This is a genomic window from Cognatishimia activa (genome assembly GCF_017798205.1).
In the GTDB taxonomy this organism is placed as follows: domain Bacteria; phylum Pseudomonadota; class Alphaproteobacteria; order Rhodobacterales; family Rhodobacteraceae; genus Cognatishimia; species Cognatishimia activa_A.
In genome coordinates, this window is the sequence record NZ_CP060010.1 from 2,064,620 (window position 1) to 2,083,564 (window position 18,945).

The 18,945-nt window shown below is 55.7% G+C and carries 18 protein-coding genes; 10 read left to right on the forward strand and 8 right to left on the reverse strand.

The features are described from left to right. Positions 1-2: 2 nt before the first annotated feature. The 3 genes from HZ995_RS10130 to HZ995_RS10140 all read right to left on the reverse strand — a co-directional run bounded on the left by HZ995_RS10130 (position 3) and on the right by HZ995_RS10140 (position 2,702). Positions 3-1,190, reverse strand: coding sequence for a hypothetical protein (locus tag HZ995_RS10130; RefSeq protein WP_209355545.1), 1,188 nt, complete (start codon positions 1,188-1,190; stop codon positions 3-5). A 106-nt stretch (positions 1,191-1,296) separates the two neighbouring features. Next, on the reverse strand, positions 1,297-1,962 hold the full coding sequence (locus HZ995_RS10135; protein ID WP_209355546.1) for a hypothetical protein: 666 nt from the start codon (positions 1,960-1,962) through the stop codon (positions 1,297-1,299). Between the two features lie 98 nt (positions 1,963-2,060). Beyond that, positions 2,061-2,702: a hypothetical protein gene (locus HZ995_RS10140; protein WP_209355547.1), complete on the reverse strand. Its 642-nt coding sequence runs from the start codon at positions 2,700-2,702 to the stop codon at positions 2,061-2,063. A 173-nt stretch (positions 2,703-2,875) separates the two neighbouring features. On the opposite strand from HZ995_RS10140, the gene HZ995_RS10145 reads away from it, so the two are divergent. After that, positions 2,876-3,634: a DUF3131 domain-containing protein gene (locus HZ995_RS10145; protein ID WP_245168640.1), complete on the forward strand. Its 759-nt coding sequence runs from the start codon at positions 2,876-2,878 to the stop codon at positions 3,632-3,634. A 591-nt stretch (positions 3,635-4,225) separates the two neighbouring features. On the opposite strand, the gene HZ995_RS10150 is transcribed toward HZ995_RS10145, so the two are convergent. After that, positions 4,226-4,687, reverse strand: a complete 462-nt coding sequence (locus HZ995_RS10150) for an acyltransferase family protein (protein ID WP_209355548.1) — start codon at positions 4,685-4,687, stop codon at positions 4,226-4,228. Between the two features lie 272 nt (positions 4,688-4,959). Here HZ995_RS10150 and HZ995_RS10155 point away from each other — a divergent pair, with 272 nt between their 5' ends. The 5 genes from HZ995_RS10155 (at position 4,960) to ilvD (ending at position 11,611) form a co-directional block, all read left to right on the forward strand. Continuing rightward, positions 4,960-5,523, forward strand: a complete 564-nt coding sequence (locus HZ995_RS10155; protein WP_209355549.1) for an OmpA family protein — start codon at positions 4,960-4,962, stop codon at positions 5,521-5,523. Between the two features lie 171 nt (positions 5,524-5,694). Further along, a complete protein-coding gene (zwf, locus tag HZ995_RS10160; RefSeq protein ID WP_209355550.1) occupies positions 5,695-7,137 on the forward strand; it encodes a glucose-6-phosphate dehydrogenase in 1,443 nt (480 codons plus the stop codon). Positions 7,138-7,158: 21 nt separating this feature from the next. Then, entirely contained in the window at positions 7,159-8,967 is a 1,809-nt protein-coding gene (gene edd / locus HZ995_RS10165) for a phosphogluconate dehydratase (protein WP_209355551.1), read from the forward strand. A gap of 3 nt (positions 8,968-8,970) precedes the next feature. Continuing rightward, positions 8,971-9,618 (forward strand): bifunctional 4-hydroxy-2-oxoglutarate aldolase/2-dehydro-3-deoxy-phosphogluconate aldolase, encoded by a 648-nt coding sequence (gene eda, locus HZ995_RS10170; RefSeq protein WP_209355552.1) that lies wholly within the window; start codon positions 8,971-8,973, stop codon positions 9,616-9,618. A gap of 145 nt (positions 9,619-9,763) precedes the next feature. After that, positions 9,764-11,611, forward strand: coding sequence for a dihydroxy-acid dehydratase (ilvD, locus tag HZ995_RS10175; protein ID WP_209355553.1), 1,848 nt, complete (start codon positions 9,764-9,766; stop codon positions 11,609-11,611). Positions 11,612-11,684: 73 nt separating this feature from the next. Here the strand turns inward: ilvD and HZ995_RS10180 are convergent, their stop codons facing one another. After that, entirely contained in the window at positions 11,685-11,909 is a 225-nt protein-coding gene (locus HZ995_RS10180; RefSeq protein WP_209355554.1) for a hypothetical protein, read from the reverse strand. A gap of 250 nt (positions 11,910-12,159) precedes the next feature. On the opposite strand from HZ995_RS10180, the gene rpe reads away from it, so the two are divergent. Together rpe and HZ995_RS10190 are read left to right on the forward strand one after the other, a co-directional pair. Further along, a complete protein-coding gene (rpe, locus tag HZ995_RS10185; RefSeq protein WP_209355555.1) occupies positions 12,160-12,843 on the forward strand; it encodes a ribulose-phosphate 3-epimerase in 684 nt (227 codons plus the stop codon). Positions 12,844-12,998: 155 nt separating this feature from the next. Beyond that, complete coding sequence (locus HZ995_RS10190) at positions 12,999-14,057, forward strand: NAD-dependent epimerase/dehydratase family protein (protein ID WP_209355556.1); 1,059 nt, start codon at positions 12,999-13,001, stop codon at positions 14,055-14,057. Positions 14,058-14,114: 57 nt separating this feature from the next. Here HZ995_RS10190 and HZ995_RS10195 read toward each other — a convergent pair whose 3' ends face one another. After that, a complete protein-coding gene (locus HZ995_RS10195) occupies positions 14,115-14,672 on the reverse strand; it encodes an SH3 domain-containing protein (RefSeq protein WP_432417966.1) in 558 nt (185 codons plus the stop codon). A gap of 88 nt (positions 14,673-14,760) precedes the next feature. Between HZ995_RS10195 and HZ995_RS10200 the strand changes: the two genes are divergently transcribed. Then, on the forward strand, positions 14,761-15,753 hold the full coding sequence (locus HZ995_RS10200) for a 2-hydroxyacid dehydrogenase (RefSeq protein WP_209355557.1): 993 nt from the start codon (positions 14,761-14,763) through the stop codon (positions 15,751-15,753). A gap of 3 nt (positions 15,754-15,756) precedes the next feature. Here the strand turns inward: HZ995_RS10200 and panB are convergent, their stop codons facing one another. Both panB and panC read right to left on the reverse strand, forming a co-directional pair. After that, entirely contained in the window at positions 15,757-16,566 is an 810-nt protein-coding gene (gene panB, locus HZ995_RS10205) for a 3-methyl-2-oxobutanoate hydroxymethyltransferase (RefSeq protein ID WP_209355558.1), read from the reverse strand. Next, on the reverse strand, positions 16,563-17,402 hold the full coding sequence (gene panC / locus HZ995_RS10210; protein WP_209355559.1) for a pantoate--beta-alanine ligase: 840 nt from the start codon (positions 17,400-17,402) through the stop codon (positions 16,563-16,565). The genes panB and panC overlap by 4 nt, the downstream gene beginning before the upstream one ends. Before the next feature lie 419 nt (positions 17,403-17,821). Here panC and HZ995_RS10215 point away from each other — a divergent pair, with 419 nt between their 5' ends. Next, positions 17,822-18,829, forward strand: a complete 1,008-nt coding sequence (locus HZ995_RS10215; protein ID WP_209355560.1) for a hypothetical protein — start codon at positions 17,822-17,824, stop codon at positions 18,827-18,829. The last annotated feature ends 116 nt before the right edge of the window (positions 18,830-18,945 follow it).

Consider the following 18,945-nt stretch of genomic DNA (forward strand, 5'->3'; position numbering starts at 1 on the left):
TGCTATTGTCTTGGCTCAAAGGCGCTTGCCTTCATTAACGCTGGAAACACGCCTTCGGAACGCATCGCGCGGGCCTGAGCCATCAAAATGGTCACTATGGGCGTATTATCAAGTACGAGGACATTGGCGAGGGTTTTCCAGAAAAATTCCCTTGCTGTCACAGATACCTTATGGACTCGCACATTCACTGCGCTCGAATTGGCAACGATCTGTCGGCTGTAGGGTGACGCCGCCAAGGTCTGGGTCGCGGCGATTGTCAGGTTTGCCCTGACTAAAAACCTCCCTTGATTATCGCGCGAAATGCCTTGGATTTCGGCCTGCAGGTCGTTCACCAGTGCAGGGAGGCCAATCGTTTCTACAGAGATGCGATCACCGACTTGAAAAAGTGCGATATCGGAGTCCTTTACTGGAATCGCCACCGCATATCCGGCCTCTTGCTGAGGCAGAAGCGAAAACACTTCTACCTTTGTGGGCAGGGCATTGCCTTTCGGAGGGCGCCTCACCCGAACGATTTTACCAGAGTAGGGCGCTAGGACGCGCGGTGTGTCAATGAGGGCCTCTAGGTTTGCAATACGCTTGTGCCTCTCGCGAAGGGCCTTTTGTACAGAAGCGGTGAGTTCTGATCGCCTTGCGGCAAGGTCGTTCAATGCACGCCTGTGGTTTACCTCTGCTAAGTCCCGTGCATTTTCCAAAGACGCTTTTGTCAGAGACAATGCTAGTATCCGGTCCAACATCGCGTGGGTTTGTGCAACATCTCTATTGCGCCGATGAGCGGCTGTTGCTTCGGTAAGATATGTCGCGACTAGGTCAATTTCTTTCTGAGACTTGGAGTTCTCCGCGGCGAAAAGGGCGATAAGATTCTGATGTTCTTGACGAATATCCTGGCAATCACGCGGTTCGTTCGCAGCCGGTGTTGGCAAGGCAGGTTTCTCACCTTCAACGGGGGCATCAATGCTGCATCTTAAAGTCTGCTGATCTGCAAGACTAAGTTCTTTCAGTTCAGCCAGCTCGGAAGTCATCGCCGCTACATCAAACGTCAACAATGTTTGACCGTGTCGCACAGTTTCTCCATTCGTGACGAGCAAGTCTTCGACAACGACATCCGCGGGAACGTGAATCTGCACAGGCTGTATTTGGCTCGCCATTTTACCACCGAACAACCGGCTAGACGAAACCGACGACTGGCTCATGGCACTTGCGGCCAAAGCCCCAATACCCGCTAGGCATGTTCCCATAGCAAGCAGCCAGAAAACCGCTCGAATAGGAATTCGTCCTCGGGGGACCTGCTGGTATGGCCTACGGATTGGGCTTCGCGCCATCTTTGGCTCCGGCTTTTACGCGACGCGGATCAAAGGTCTTAATTTTGACCTCCAAAACACGATGGTCGAAATGGCTGCTCTTTTCCACTTCGATGCTGCTTTGAAAAATTGATGCCAGCGGCAGGATGTCCTTAGATATTGTGCTCTCTTTGGCCGCCTGACGCGCGCGCTCGAACTGCGCGCTTGTGATAGGAGCGTCTTGATCCTCCATGCGCAGCACGCAATGTCCTTCGAAGTGTTTGAACGAAAAGGTGATGAGACCCGGCCAACCTGGATCCGCTGTTTTGCAAGAATAGGTTAACATGTCGGTGGCCACAGTTGTCACGCGCCGTTTGTTGGCCTCTTCAGGGCCACGCCGGAAATGGGAATGGATCCAGCGCGTTAGATTTTCCTCTGTATCAAGTTGCCGCGCGCCGATAAAACGTGACCAGCCGGTCGAGATCCGGTCGCGCACCAACTCTGCTGGCCCTTGATCAATAATGCGCCCGTATTGCATCACTACCAATCGGTCGCAGGTCTCAAGCAGGGCTCTATTGTCTGTGGCCATGACCACTGACCTGCCGAGTTTGACTTCTTGTTTAACGCGCTCGACCACACCGGCAATTTGCTTTTCCGTCAGACCGTCTTCGGGGCGATCAAACAAGTATAGTTCGGGGCTTATGAGAAATGCGCGGGCAAAAGCCAAAGCCTGTGCCTGCGAACGAGGCAGATGCGTCGCATCAGAGCTGTCACAAATTGAATCTACAATTTCGCTAGAGAAAACCAAACGCTCCAATAGCGCCTTACCGCGACGCAGGGAATCTTCGCTGTCATAGCAAGACAAGTTCGCCGCGCCGGAAATAGGCAGTAAAATTGGGTGGTCGGGCAGATAAACAAGAGCAGCATCCCGCGCTTCGGCGCTTCGTAACCAAATATCGGAAGAGTTAAACCGTACCTGGCCTGAAGCCCAACAGTGCAGCCTACAAGAATTGCGCCGCCGGCAAGGGGATGAACGACGCAGAGCGCGAGAAAGATGACACCGCTCAAGCCGGCCGAAATTCTGTCCGCGTGCTCTTCTCGCAGGTTTCGATAGCCCGATAGCGCGCGGGTGTGCGCGAAGTTTACGACCAAGAGGCAGAGCATGAAAACGGCGCCAATACCTGTCAGAATTGGCGCCATACCAACTTCGCCTTGTTGCACGACAGTGGTGACAAAAAACACCGCCAACAAAGCTAGTGCGTAGCAACAAACCTGATGCGCGATCGTGAAAAGAGCCCCCAATGTAAATGCCCATGGGGGAAATGATCTGTCGCTGACTTTCAAAGGGACGAGGTCATCTTTTGAAATGACCTCGCCCTTTTCTTCTACCCCTACCTCATCGGTAAGAGCGCGCGAATGCTGCATAGCCACGCTCCTCACTCAACTTTGTGACACAGGCTAAGTCAGTAAGATTAACAATTACTTTTCAGCGACCTAGTCGGTGCGGAGTCAAATGCGTTCGGAGTTTGGAAGCTATTTGTTAACGATGTTGTGTTTGTCTGCAGCCTGACGAGCAGTAATCAGCATTGGGATGCCAGATGCCGACAGTAATCAAAAAAGAGGCAGGTAAATCTCCCGCAACACGGGGCTTATTTCTGTTTGCAGTCAGCGTAATTTCAGCTGTTGCTGTTTCGTGGTTTGTGGGTACGTCTGCGCGCGCATATTTTTTGTCGAGCCTGGACGATGTCGACCCCATAATTGCCGGTGGCGAATTGGATGATTTGCCAGCTTTGATGCGTGGCAACGTGCCCTCCGTGACTACGAGCGTTTACTATAAAGAGCCGCGCAGGGAAAAACCACCTCGCATGTGCGAAATGCCAAAAACCTATTTCGACAAATTGGATCAAGGATACGAGAAAGCCTCAGGATACACACGACGCAATGAATACATCCGAAAATACCGTCCCCGTCGCGGTTTCCTGAACGAGCGAGAGTTGCGCGCAGCGAAGGTAGCGTGGACTTATTTTGAACAATTCACCCAGGAAAATACGGGACTGGCAAATTCGGTTGGTAACTACCCGTCAACGACGCTTTGGGATACAGCGTCTTATGTTGCCGGAGCCGTTGCAGCCTATGAGCTTTGTCTGATCGAAAAACCGGAATTTGATCGGCGCATGACGCGGCTTTTCACGACGATCAAAGGGCTTGAGCTGTTTCGCGGCGAAATGCCTAACAAAGTATATCACACTAAATCAGGCATGAAGGTCGACTATACCAACAAAGCCGGCGAAATCGGATTTTCCGCGCTTGATATTGGTCGCATGCTGGTCTGGATGCGCATCGTTAAAAACCGCTAAGCGAACTGCCTCTTCCTCAGAATATTTTGCAACCTTTGGATCCACGGCTAGAGTTGCTGCTCTCTTCGGGTGGCGAACTTGTTGTGAAGCGTCGCGAAGCAGAAGCTGAGCAAGTTTCTCTCGTTGGATTTGCCGCCGTTGCAGCCTACCTACGTTGGATTTCAGCGCGTCAGGATTACGTCGTTTTGCCACGAGGTTGGCCCGTTCCAAATTCGGACACCGCAGTGGCAGCAATAGGTCTAACGCAAGCTGCCAGTTGGCAGTCACCAATGCCGCAGCCCTTAATTCCTCAGGCTGTTCAGCAGGGGTTAGACCAAAGCGATCAGTCGCAAATATCAGAGATCGCAGAAACGTCGAAAGAGGCCTTCGAGCTTTTGAAGGAAATCGCAGACCCAAGACCAGTTCGCTTGGCGCCAAACTCTTCGGCCCCTCAAGCCGAGACGCTTTTGCTTCTAACAGAGCTAAAGATGTCTATCGACACGCTTGCATCGCAGTTGCATTCATTTGCGGTTTGCTCAGCACCCAAATCGGCTGAAGTTGCCACATCAATGCTCATGCCGGATCACCAAAATACGGTCTCGAATGAGATCACTATGGAAGCTGTCGGTATGCGAGCACGACACAGAAAAGCGTCGGAAGAAAATGCATGTGGTATTTAGACGTACCCATAAATGCAAAGCTCAGCCAGGTGTGAACCTCTCCCAATGCGGCTAGCTTGCTGTCAAAATACCCAAAGTGTTGAGCTTTGAGTAAGGTGAAAAAAGCATAGAAAACAGTCCAGAACGCAAATGGTATCAAAAGCCTTTCGGCCTGTTCTGCGATCGTGTCCGAATAGTTCCGCCGGCGTTTTTCGAGCGACATCATGAGTAAAAACAGAGAAATAATGATGAACAATTCTGTTCGGGCCGTGTAGGCAAACGTGCGCAGAACAAGGGGCGCAATGCGGTCCCGAACTTCGTAGTCTCCCCAAGCGCCACCGTTTTGATCGGCAGTGCAATGCAGGACCAGCATCGATAAACCGGCCAACAGGCGCAGACAGTCAAGCCAAGCCAATCTAGGGGCGCCTGTCACAGTTGGCGCCCTGCATAACGTCGGAGGATCTGTAGGGGTGTAAGCTGGGTCATCTGAGTCAGGCGTTCAGTTTCATTCCAACTCTGCCTAACCCCATAAGGCTTTCTGGAATGCTAAAAATCCGCAAACAAACGGTAAATTCAGAGATTTTTTCGCAAAGTAGTGATCTGTAAATTTCTAATTATTTTCAATGTGTTGTTTACGCTCTCATTAATGTGGTCGCGCTATTCATGGGTGGAAAGGACTTGATTGCCATGCGTTTTATTCTGTTTTTGACTGCTTTTTTCGCAAGCCTGTCTTCGGCAACCTCGGCGATGGGGTTATCGGTGCAGGAATGTCGGGATATTAAAGATGTTTACGGATGGGCGCCTGACGGGTGTCAAAGTCTGACGCTTGTAGCCACTAAGCCGCAGTCCCAATCGATGACCAAACCGGCTGAGGTACAAGCTACTGAACCTTCCGCGCAGCAAGTTGAGGATCACATATTCTTTCCTGCGGGTGGCACAAACCTTGATCGCAAAGCACTGCGTCAGATCGAGCTTTTGACTCAATTGCTAAATGGCGAGGTCTTGGGCAAGGCTTGCATCGCGTTGATTGGGCACTCCGACACGAGCGGTGGTGAAATTGCCAACATGCAAGTGGCTCAGGCACGCGCGGATGCCGTGGGCATTGCTATGCGCCAGCGGCTTGCCAATCCCTTAAAGGTCGAAAAGGTCCTTGCCGCCGGTGAGAGCCTGCCGTTGGAAAATCTATCACCTCGTAGCCGTTGGCAGCGTCGGGTTGAAATTCGGGCAAGGACCTGCGCGGTGTCCATGTAATTCCGGCCCTTTCGGGCATGGGTGGTGGTTTTCGCCAAGCCAAAGTGAAGCCGCAACAAAGTTTCACTTGAAATCGCAACAGTGCTGTGCATGTTAGCGCTATCACAATCGAGTCGGGCGGTATATGCTGCCTGAAACCCGTTTGGTAGGGCGCATTCCCGGAGGGGCAGCATGGTTGCAAGAGTAATTCCCGTCAGCAAGTTTGACCTCGTCCTATTCGGAGCGACAGGTGATCTGGCACGGCGCAAAATTTGGCCTGGGTTGTTTCATCGGTTTGTTGCTGGCCAGTTTGACAGTGACAGCCGCATACTGGGTGTGTCCCGCTCTGAACTGACAAACGACGAGTTTCGCGATCGCTTGCGAGAGGCCATTTCGGTAAATGGCGACGATCGAGCGAAGCTCTTGGATCAGTTTTTGTCGCTGGTGTCCTACACGTCGATTGACGCAAAGGGTGAGCGGGGTTGGGATGTTTTGGCCGAGGCTGTACGCACAGACTCGGTGCGTGCCTTCTACCTTTCCGTAGCACCAAACTTCTTTGGCCCGATTGCGCGCCGTTTGCGCAACTATGGTATTGCGACCGACGAAAGTCGCATCGTCGTTGAAAAACCATTTGGGCATGACCTGGCCTCTGCCAAGGCGCTAAACGCTGAACTCAGAGAGTGTTTCGACGAGCATCAGATCTATCGCATTGACCACTATCTGGGAAAAGAAACCGTCCAGAACCTAATGGCCTTGCGCTTTGCGAACTCGCTATTCGAGCCGCTTTGGAATGCGTCTCATATTGAGCATGTCCAGATTACGGTGTCCGAAAGCCTTTCTGTCGAAGGGCGCGGCGAATATTACGACCAGTCCGGTGCCATGCGGGATATGGTGCAAAACCACCTGATGCAGCTTTTATGTCTGACCGCGATGGAGCCTCCGTCCAAGTTCCAACCGAATGCGGTGCGCGACGAGAAAGTCAAAGTCATCGAAGCCTTGGAGCCTGTGGATGCGCGCGACATTGCGCGGGGTCAGTATCGAGCGTCTAAAGAACACGCGAGCTATCTCGATCACGCGGGCGATCCCAAAAGTCGCACCGAAAGTTTCATCGCGATGAAGGTCAATGTTGCGAACTGGCGTTGGGCTAAGACGCCGTTTTACCTGCGCACGGGCAAATGCCTGCGCGCGCGTACGTCTGAGATTGCCGTTTATTTCCGCAATCCTCCGCATATGATTTTCCCGGGCATCGACACGCCGATGGGCAATATTCTGGTGATCCGACTGCAGCCAGACGAAGGCATGACTTTGCACACGACCATCAAGGATCCGGGCCCTGGCGGCATGCGTCTGACAGAGGCATCACTGGATATGACCTTCGCTGACAGCCTGGCCCAAGACGAGGTCGTTCAGGATGCCTATGAGCGTCTGATCATGGACGTCATTCGCGGCGATCAGACCCTGTTCATGCGCGGAGACGAAGTCGAGGCCGCCTGGGCCTGGGTCGATCCCATCATCAACGGCTGGAAAGACCGCAACGAAAAACCACAACCCTATGACAGCGGCAGCTCGGGCCCCGAGGATGCGCTGTTGTTGATGCATCGCGACGGGCGCCGCTGGCGTCCGATTGGCGCGTGATTTTGCAACGAGGAACATGAGATGTCCCTGAATAGCACTCTGAAATCGGTCACCGACCGCATTATCGCCCGCAGCGAAGAGACGCGCGGCACCTATTTGGAACGCATGTCGGCGGCGGCCAGCAAAGGGCCAAGCCGCGCGCATCTGTCTTGCAGCGGGCAGGCCCACGCCTATGCGGGCGCGGGGCAAGACCAAGAGGCCTTGGCGACGAAATCTGCAGGCAATCTGGGGATCGTGACGTCTTACAATGACATGCTGTCAGCCCACCAACCGTTTGAGCGCTATCCCGGTCTGATCCGTGACGCTGCGCGCGAAACCGGCGGCACTGCGCAGGTCGCAGGCGGCGTTCCGGCGATGTGTGACGGCGTCACTCAGGGCGAAGCGGGGATGGAGCTTAGCCTGTTTTCACGCGACGTGATCGCTATGGCGACAGGGGTGGCCTTGTCTCACAACACCTATGATGCCGCCGTTTATCTGGGCGTTTGCGACAAGATCGTCCCGGGCTTGGTGATCGGCGCGCAGGCCTTCGGGCATTTGCCGGGGGTGTTCATCCCAGCAGGCCCCATGACCTCTGGCATTGCCAATGACGACAAAGCCAAGGTGCGTCAGGAGTTCGCCAAAGGTGAATGTGGGCGGGATAAATTGATGGCGTCCGAAATGGCGGCCTATCATGGGCCGGGCACCTGCACCTTCTATGGCACTGCCAACACCAACCAAATGTTGATGGAGTTCATGGGGCTGCATCTTCCGGGCACCAGCTTTGTGACGCCAAACACAGAACTGCGTGATGCACTGACCACAGAAAGCGCGCGTCGGGCATTGTCGCTGAGTGCGCTGGGCAACAGCTATACGCCGGTTTGCGAAGTCCTTGACGAGAAGGCCTTTGCCAACGGCATCGTTGGCCTCATGGCAACCGGAGGCTCCACGAACCTCTTGATCCACTTGCTTGCTATGGCGCGGGCAGGGGGCATCATTCTGGATTGGCAGGATTTTGCGGATCTGTCTGAGGTCGTTCCCCTCTTGGCGCGGGTTTACCCGAATGGTCTGGCAGACGTGAACCATTTCCACGCGGCAGGCGGTCTGGGCTTTTTGATCGGAGAGCTGCTTGCAGGCGGCCTTTTGCATCCGGACACCAAAACGGTCGCGGGCGAGGGGCTGGAGCACTACACCTCCGAGCCGTTCCTCTCAGACGACGGCCTCACGTGGCGCAAAGGCACGGCGACGTCACTCAACGAAGGGATTGTGCGCCCGCTGGACAAGCCTTTCCAAGAGAACGGCGGGCTGTCGCATTTGACCGGCAACCTTGGCACTGCGGTAATGAAGATCTCTGCCGTATCGCCCGAGCATCGCGTGACAGAAGCACCTGTGCGTGTGTTCCATGATCAGGACGATGTCAAAGCTGCCTTCAAGGCGGGCGAACTGACCGAAGACGTGATCATCGTGGTGCGTTTCCAAGGGCCGAAAGCCAACGGCATGCCCGAACTTCACAGTCTGACGCCATTGATGGCGATCATGCAGGGCCGTGGCCAAAAAGTTGCTTTGGTCACAGACGGCCGCATGTCTGGCGCGTCGGGCAAAGTACCAGCCGCGATCCACGTTAGCCCCGAGGCCTTGGATCAAGGTCCGATCGCCTATTTGCAGGATGGCGATATCCTGCGGGTTGACGCCGTGGCCGGAGACCTTGAAATCCTCACCGAAGGCGTGCTGGATCGCGCGCCTGCGACGGCTGACCTCTCTGCCAATCAGGCGGGTGTGGGCCGCGAATTGTTCACAGCGTTCCGCGCCTCGGTTGGCTCTGCCGACACCGGCGCATCAGTATTCGGAGTTTAACCCATGTCGATCACCCCCCAAGAGGCCAGCCTGAAAGCTCGCGAAATCTGTGAGCTCGCGCCGATTGTCCCAGTTTTGGTCGTGCACGAGGTGGCCCATGCGCGCCCACTGGCTGAGGTTCTGGTTGCAGGCGGATTGCCTGCATTGGAAGTGACATTGCGTACGCCCGCAGCTTTGGACGTGATCTCAGAAATGGCGCAAGTAGAAGGCGGCGTTGTAGGTGCAGGCACCTTGCTGACGCCTGACGATGTCAAAGCCGCCAAGGATGCAGGCGCGCAGTTTGGCGTGTCACCGGGGGCAACGGACAAATTGCTCGATGCCGCAGAAGCCGAAGGTCTGCCCATTCTCGCCGGTGCGGCGACTGCCAGCGAAGCGATGGCACTGCTGGAACGCGGCTATTCCATGCTGAAGTTCTTCCCAGCCGAAGCCAGCGGCGGCGCACCCGCGCTGAAGTCTCTGGCCAGCCCGCTACCTCAGATTTCTTTCTGCCCAACCGGCGGCGTGAGCCCGTCAAATGCGGAAAGCTATCTGTCGCTGCCAAATGTGGTCTGCGCAGGCGGCAGCTGGGTTGCGCCGAACGACCTGGTCAAAGAGGGGGATTGGGCCGGGATCGAAGCCCTTGCTCGCGAGGCCAGCCAGTTGCCTCGCTAAAGCAAGGCTTCGCTGGTTAGAATCCTTTTTTGTCGCACAATTCTTGCGTTGATCTCGCAAGAAATTGTCCCATATTGCTTGCAAATCCTGCCTGATAGTGGCACGCGATTGGACCAACCTGAAACGAGACCCAAAGAGTAGCGATATGCCTGATCTACGTTCCAAGACCACAACCTTTGGCCGCCGCATGGCCGCTGCCCGCGCGCTGTGGCGTGCAACCGGTATGCAAGATGGTGACTTTGGAAAGCCGATTGTGGCGATTGTGAACTCATTCACGGAATTCGTCCCCGGCCACGTCCACCTCAAAGACCTCGGCCAGTTGGTTGCGCGCGAAGTCGAGAAGGCAGGCGGTGTTGCCAAGGAAATGAACACCATCGCGGTCGATGACGGTATCGCCATGGGGCATGACGGCATGCTCTATTCCCTGCCATCCCGTGAAGTCATCGCGGACTCGGTGGAATATATGGCAAACGCTCATTGCGCCGACGCGCTGGTCTGCATCTCGAACTGTGACAAGATCACGCCGGGCATGCTGATGGCGACCATGCGCCTGAACATCCCGACGATCTTTGTGTCTGGCGGCCCGATGGAAGCGGGTAAGACCATCCTGTCCGATGGTGAGCTGAAAACTGACCTCGTGACTGCCATCGTTGGTGCTGCTGACGACAATCGCTCTGATGATGACGTTGCCAAGCTGGAACGCTCGTCTTGCCCAACCTGTGGCTCTTGCTCGGGCATGTTCACCGCGAACTCGATGAACTGTCTGGCCGAAGCGCTGGGCATGGCGCTGCCGGGCAACGGCTCTTTGCTGGCGACCCACTCCAAGCGGGAAGCCTTGTTCAAAGAAGCGGGCCACAAGATCGTCGAGCTCTGCGAACGTTGGTACAAACATGACGACGCATCGGCGCTGCCACGCGGCATCGCGACCTTTGATGCCTTTGAAAACGCCATGGCGCTGGATGTGGCGATGGGTGGCTCTACCAATACGGTTCTGCACCTCTTGGCGATTGCGCATGAGGCTGAAGTCGACTTCACCATGGCCGACATGGACCGCATCAGTCGCGAAATTCCGCATCTTTGTAAAGTCGCACCATCGCATCCGGATTACTACATGGAGGACGTGCACCGCGCAGGCGGCATCGCGCGGATCCTTGGTGCGCTGGACCGCGAAGGTAAAATCCACCGTCATTGCTCCACCGTACACTCCAAAGACATCGGTGAGTTCATCGATAAATGGGACATCCTGCGCGACACCGCAGGCAACGAGGCGCATGACCTATACATCGCAGCCCCCGGTGGTGTGCGTACCACGCAGGCATTCAGCCAGTCGCGCATGTATACAGAACTGGACACCGACACGGTCGATGGCTGCGTACGTGACTTCGAGCATGCTTACAGCGAGCAGGGCGGCCTTTGCGTGTTGTTCGGCAACCTGGCTGAGCAGGGCTGTATCGTAAAAACCGCGGGCGTCATCGAGTCCATGTATGAATACGAAGGCACAGCTAAGGTTTTTGAGTCCCAAGACGATGCGATGCACGGCATTCTGCGCGGCGAAGTTCAACCGCATTCGGTTGTTGTGATCCGTTATGAGGGCCCAAAGGGCGGGCCGGGCATGCAGGAAATGCTCTATCCAACCGCCTATCTGAAATCCAAAGGACTGGACAAAACCTGTGCGCTGTTCACCGATGGCCGTTTCTCTGGCGGCTCAGCGGGTCTGTCTATCGGTCACGCCTCGCCAGAAGCTGCCGAAAAGGGCCTGATCGCGCTGGTTGAAGATGGAGACAAAATCGAGATCTCGATCTCCAAGCGCAGCATCAACCTGATGGTCAGCGAAGAGGAACTTGAACGTCGCCGTGCTGCACACCCGCAAGCGGACAAGGCAGTTTGGAAAGCCGAGGGGCGCCCTCGCGCCGTGTCCAAGGCGCTGAAGGCCTATGCGGCGCATGTTGCGAACGCATCTCTGGGTGCAATCCGTGTGGTGGACGAGGATTGATCCTCGTCAAGCATCGTTAAGACACAAAAAAGGGCGCTGAGGCGCCCTTATTTGTTGGCCAATGTTGGTTGGCTTAGAAAGACATATAAGGCGCGAAAGCTTTGCGCACTTGGTCTTTGCGGTTCAATCCGCGTTGTGCCAGTTCTTCGTCAGTCAGGTTCAGGTGAAAACGCTCAGCGCGATAGTCTGCAACTGCTTCGCCATGCGCGATGATCGCGTTGCCAAGTGCTACAAACGGCGCGGCCAGAGTGCCGAGAAATGTGGTCTGAGGACGAGCTGCTACGTCGATATTTGCCATGGGACAAACTCCTTAAAGTTCAATGTCCCTCCCTGCCGCTCAATCTAGTCGCGCGGCTGTGGCACGACCACATACATTCCGGCATAGCGCGCATTCTGATTTTGCATAGGTCGCTGCCTGCTTTTTGGGCATTGGCCTATCACCGTGGCAATTTGCGAACGCAGAGCTTTTTCAACGCAATGATTGCCATTTCGCACCGTGGCGCGCATTTTCCGCGCAACCTCGAATCAACTGTGCCCAAGGAGCCCTCATGAGCTTTGATCGTTCCATCAAGATCGCCCCAAGTATCCTATCCGCTGATTTCGCCAATTTTGGCGCGGAAATCGAAGCCGTTGAGGCGCAGGGCGCGGATTGGATCCACGTCGACGTGATGGACGGGCATTTCGTGCCGAACCTGACCTTTGGTCCGCCGCTTTGCGCAGCGATCCGCAAGCACATCAACACGGTCATGGATGTGCATCTGATGATCTCTCCGGTTGATCCTTATATTCAGGCTTTCGCGGATGCCGGTGCGGATGTCTTGACCGCGCATCTTGAGGCAGGCCCGCATATTCACCGCACGCTTCAGGCGATCCGTGGGGCAGGGTGCAAGGCAGGGCTTGCGCTGAACCCCGGTACTGGGGTTGAGGACATCGATTATCTTTTGGATATGGTCGACCTGATCTGTGTGATGACCGTAAACCCCGGATTTGGGGGGCAAAAATTCATCCACAGCCAGATCGATAAGGTCAAGAAACTGCGCGCCATGATCGGGGATCGTCCGATCCATATCGAAATCGATGGCGGCATCACGCCTGAAACTGCACCTTTGATGGCCGCTGCGGGGGCTGATGTGCTTGTGGCCGGGTCTGCGGTCTTCAAAGGTGGATCTGTTCAAAATCCAGCGCCCTATGGCGAGAATATTCGCGCGATTAAGGCGTCTGTGGCGTCGTAACTGAGCTGTCGGAAAAGACATTCTGACAAAAAATACAAAAAATGTCTAAAAAGTCTTGATTCTGACTTTGCGCCGTGTATGTAGGATGTACGCGCGGCGCAGAGCTGAGTGATCGCAAGCGTCCGCGCAGCCTGATCAAAACAAAGGAATTCGAGATGTATGAGGTAGATACCTCCAAGCCGGTCATGGTGACCGGCGCTACAGGATTTGTGGCTGGATGGTTGGTGAAAGGGTTGCTGGAAAGCGGCGCTACGATCCACGCGCCCGTACGCAATCCGGACAATATCGACAAACTGGCAAGCCTGAACAAAATTGCCGAGCGGACATCCGGCCAAATCAAGTTTTTCAAAGCAGACCTGATGACACCCGGATCCTATGCCGAGGCGATGGCCGGTTGTGGTGTCGTTTTTCACACAGCATCTCCCTTCACGAGCGCAGTCAAAGACCCTCAGAAAGAGTTGATCGCGCCCGCTGTCGAAGGCACGCGCAACGTTCTGAACACAGCGAATGCGACCGAAAGCGTGACGCGCGTGGTGGTCACGAGCTCTTGCGCCGCGATCTACACCGACGCCGCAGATTGTGCCGCCGCCCCGGGTGGTGTGTTGACAGAAGCCGTTTGGAACGAGACCGCTTCGCTGGAATATCAGCCGTATTCCTATTCCAAGACACTGGCCGAGAAAGCCGCCTGGGAGATCGCGGACGCGCAATCGCGCTGGAAGCTGGTTACCGTCAATCCATGCTTGGTGATGGGGCCCGCGATCGGCGGCGTGCCGACCTCTGAGAGCTTTAACATCATGAAACAAGTGGGCGAGGGTGCCTTTAAGCGCGGTGCGCCGCGTTTGGGAACCGGCATCGTCGACGTGCGTGATCTAGCAGAGGCACATATGGCTGCGGGATTTGTGCCGTCGGCAGAGGGGCGTCACATTATTGCAGGTCACAACACCGACCTCTTTGAAGTTTTGTCTCAACTCAAAGATCGTTTTGGTGCACGCTACGCGATCCCTAAGTCGACGCTGCCGAAATGGCTGGTGTGGCTGGTGGGTCCGTCGGTTGGGATGGACCGCAAGTTCGTCTCGCGGAACGTCAACGTGCGTTGGGAGGCGGACAATTCCAAAAGCAAGGCCGCTTTGGGCATGACCTATCGCTCTTTGAAAGAGACGATGGAGGATATGTTCCAGCAGATGATTGACGCAGGCGCAATCAAAGCTGCCTAAAACAGGAACGCCGCGCTCATTGTTGGGGTGCGGCGTTTTTCTATGCAAAATAGAGGGTTAGTCTCGGATTTCGTCTGCGCCAACACCCCAGATGTTGTCTTTGCGCACCCAGCCTTTGTAGCCGCCTGCCGCAATCCGGCACCAATCTTCTCCGCATTTCTGCAACTGCGCCACAACGCCCAATTCCAATTGTGCCACCATCGCGGTGTCAGGTTCGGCGCGCATATTCAGCGGCAGCATATCTGCTGTTACAATCACTGTACGGCTGCCAGAAAGCAGTGAATAATGCACCCAGCCGCTAGCCCCGTCGATGTCCTGCACGCGACGCCAGTGACCGTGCTCTGCGGTGACAACCAACGGCATATTCCGGCGCTTGAAGATCCAATCGATGCGGTGGGTCAAAGAAGGGCCCCGGCGCACGTTGGCCTTCGTTGCTTTCAGCGAAACATAGCGCGGCAAAGGCAGATTAGTGACCGGGCCACGGCGATATTCATGGTCGTCGTCATCAGCAAAGGCAGGCGCAATCGCCAAGCCCATAGCCAAAGCCACTGCGCAAAGTCCCGATACCAGGTGCCGCCCGTAGGATCTCATCGCGGAATACATCCGTCTGCTCATAAAATTGCGCGAGGGTTCTTGTGCCTCGTCTCTCTGTCAGGCACTGTGCCATCAACGCTCTGATATTGAAAGAATTGAGAAGCCCCGCATGTCAAAGCCGCCCCTGAGTGTTGTCGTTACGCGACGGTTGCCCCAAGAGGTTCAGTCGCGCATGTCGGAACTTTTCAACGTCACTTTGCGCGAAGACGACAGCCCGATGTCGCGCGAGGAATTGCAAGCCGCGATGCAAACAGCCGACGTGCTGGTGACCACTCTGACAGACCGGATCGATGCGCCTTTGATTGCCTCGGCAGGCAGTCAGTTGAAGTTAATTGCGAATTACGGCGCGGGCTTTGATCACATTGAGGTCGAAGAGGCGCATGAGCGTGGAATTATGGTCTCAAACACCCCCGGTGTTGTGACTGAGGACACGGCCGACATGACGATGGCGCTGATTTTGGCCGTGCGTCGGCGTATCCCCGAAGGTCTGGCCGTCATGCAGTCCAGCCCTGAAAATTGGGCCGGTTGGTCTCCGAACGCTTTGTTGGGTGGCCGGATCGCAGGGCGCAAGCTGGGTATCCTGGGAATGGGTCGGATCGGTCAGGCGGTGGCTCGGAGGGCAAAGGCCTTTGGCATGGAGGTTCACTACCACAACCGTCGCCGCCTGCATCCCGCCATCGAAGAAGAACATAGCGCGACCTATTGGGAAAGCCTTGATCAGATGGTGGCCCGCATGGACGTGCTCTCGATCAACTGTCCCCATACGCCCGCGACATTTCATCTGATGAACGCGCGGCGTTTGAAGCTGATGAAAGAAGACGCGGTGATCGTGAACACCTCACGTGGCGAAGTGATCGATCAGGCGGCGCTTGCGCGGGCTTTAAAATCGGGCGCCATCGCGGGGGCGGGGCTGGATGTCTATGAAGGCGGCGCGTCCGAATTCGAAGAGCTGCGCACGCTTGAGAATGTAGTCTTGCTGCCGCATATGGGCTCCGCGACGCATGAGGCGCGCGTCGAGATGGGGCAGAAAGTCATGTTGAATATCATGACGTTAGACCATGGCAATCGCCCGCCGGATCTTGTGATCCCCTCGATGCTGTAAGGCTTATTTGTAGACCTGATCCTCGCCGGGGAAGGCACGGGATTTGACCTCTTCGGCATAGGTCTTCACGGATTTCTCAATCGCTGGACCAAGGTCGCCATAGACTTTCACGAACTTCGGCGTCCATTCGTTCAAGCCCAGCATGTCCTCAAGCACAAGGATCTGCCCGTCGCATTCGGCCGAAGCTCCGATCCCAATCGTGGGGATCGCGATCTGTTTGGTGATCTTGGCGGCCAGAGGCTCGACCATTCCTTCCAGAACAACGGCAAAAGCACCCGCTTCAGCAACTGCACGCGCGTCTTCTTCGATGGCGGCCCAGCCGTCCTCGTCGCGGCCTTGCGTTTTGAAACCGCCCATGACGTTGCTGGACTGAGGCGTCAGGCCGATATGCGCCATCACCGGAATGCCACGTTCCACAAGGAAATGGATCGTCTCGGCCATGCGTTTGCCACCCTCAAGCTTTACGGCTCCGCATTGGGTTTCTTTCATGATCTTGGCCGCGTTGCGGAAGGCCACACCGGGGCTTTCCTCATAGGTGCCGAAGGGCATGTCCACGACAATCAAAGCCTGCTGGGTGCCACGCACAACCGCTTTGCCATGCATGATCATTAGATCCAGAGGCACACCCACCGTGCTTTCCATCCCATGCATCACCATGCCAAGGCTGTCGCCCACCAGAATGAAATCCGCGTATTTGTCGACGATGGCCGCCGTATGCGCGTGATAAGAGGTCAGTGAGACAATCGGCTCTCCGCCCTTCCGGCCCGCGATCTGAGGCACGGTTGTGCGACGAATTTTGGCTTGTTTGCTCATAGCGTGATCACCCTTTGATCTAGCAAGAGGACGCCGCCGAATTCGACCGACAGCATGATGGCAATGGGGCCAGCATAGCCCGATTGAATGTCATTAAGCGTTTCCGCCTCTACAATGTCCAGTCCACGCAGAGTGGCGCGGGGCTCTGTGGCGATGGTCTGGGAAATTGTCTCGCGCAATGTTTCAGGATCGGAGCTTTTAACCCGCTCAGCCGCATCCAACGACTGGGACAGGATCAACGCAGCCACGCGATCCTCAGACGAAAGGCGCACATTGCGCGATGACATCGCCAGACCATCGGCCTCTCGCACGATAGGTACGCCGACGATCTCAATTGGAAAGGCCAGATCGCGCGTCATGCGTTTGATGACCTGCAGCTGTTGGTAATCTTTCTCACCAAAGCAGGCGATGTCGGGCTGTGTGAAATTGAACAGCCGCGCGACAACTGTCGTCACGCCGCGGAAATGGCCTGGGCGCACTTTGCCATGCAGCATGTTCGCCATGCGCGTGGTCTCGACAATGGTCTCGTCGCCCTCGGGATACACATCCGCCACCTCTGGGATCAGAACCACATCCACACCGGCGGCCTCTAGCATCGCCAGATCGCGCGCCTCATCGCGAGGGTAGGCGTCAAGATCTGCGGCTTCCCCGAATTGTGTGGGATTCACAAAGATCGTCGTGACCACGCGATCCGCGCGTGATTTCGCCTCGGACACCAGTGCCATATGCCCCTCGTGCAGAAACCCCATCGTTGGAACAAGTCCAATGGTTTCAGAGGCTTGGCGATACACCGCCAGCACGTCGCGACATTCTGCGACCGTTCTGCAAACCTGCATGGCACTCCTCCTGACCTGCGGTTCCTCGCGGTGTACCAAATCGCGCTGCGCTGCGGCAAGGGGCTTGTCGTCGGCACATTGCGTCATCTGCCCCATTCTCGCCTCATTTCTGTGACATCCTAGAGTCGTGTGGGGGCCGAGCAGGCCTATTTATTTCGGAGACGTAATATGAAGCGCTTGCTTCCATTTATAATAATATGCGTTTCGGTTGTCGTGTTCGCGGCTGTTGGCCCAATGGTCGGAGAGCCTCATGAGCAAGTTGGCATGCTCTACGGTGCCAGCCCTGTGGCCGTAGAACGACTGAACTGATTCCGCGGAATTTGGCCCAAAACAGCCTATAAACCGCCCTTAGGACATCGCATTTCCGCCCTTTTTCGCTGTTACCCATTCCGGTGAGCAGAAGAACAGGAGGGTCGCTCATGTTGCGCCTCGTACTTGCAGGTTTGGGTTCCATCGTCGCCGCGGGCGCCGGTGCTTTTGTGGTTTTCGGGTTCATGTCGTCAAAAGAGCCAGTTGAGGTTGCCTCGCTGGATCCAAGCGCGGGACTGGAAACCGCGCAGGAGCGCTCGGCCCTGTCGCAAGTTGTCGGAATTTTACCGTTTGTTGACAACGAGCCTCCAATAACACGCGGTCGTGCACTGGCGGACCGTGATGCATTGCGTCGTCGTGACCTGACTAGTTTTATGCCCGAAGCGCCAGAGGGTTGGGAGCGTCTTGAATGGCATGCGTTTTTTGCAGGCAAATTCGGGGATCCCGACAGTCTCGAAGATGTGGAAAGTGAGGCCACCGTTTATCTGAATAGTGGAAAAGCGATCTACCTGAGGATTGAAAATGCAACGCCAACAGGCCCAATGGTCGCCGATCTCTTGCAGATGCAACGCTATGTTGAAAAAGGCGGCGATCTGAGTGACTTAGAAGCTTATCGCCCAACGGTAGAACATACCGTTGAAGCGGTGCGTGCCACGGCGGATGGCTGGTCTGTGGGCCCGAAAAAGAAATTCGGTCAGTTCAATATCGTTAAGGGCGTGTCTTTCATCATCGGCAAGGACACGAGCAAGCCCACGGATTTTCCAAACATGCGCTACTATCACGGTGCACTGGGTGGTGGGGTTGTGATCAAACTGCGTTCTGAGGCTCCGACCGCCGACGTGATGGCTGTTTTGGCGGGCATCGATTTCGACAGCCTGAACCAATTGCAAGAGGTGCCCAACCCGCTGGTCGGCGAAGGCCTGCCTGAGTTCGTCATCGAAACGCCCGAACAATGGCTGCACAACCGTGGCTTCAAGTTGCGCAAGGTTGAGCGTGTCATCCCGGTCAAGGAAGAGCCAGTTGAAGAAGAGCTGGCCGAGGCTGATCTGGAAGCGGGCGACAAGGACGCAGACAAAGGCGAAAAAGACGCCAAGAAAAAAGACAAGAAGGGGCATTAATCCCCCTTTCTATACACCCCAGAACGGGTTTTCGGCGCGGCTCTTTTGCAAGGGTCGCGCCTTTTTCTTAGGGCTTCGACAGCGAAAGTCGCATTTGGCTCACAAGGCGTCGGATG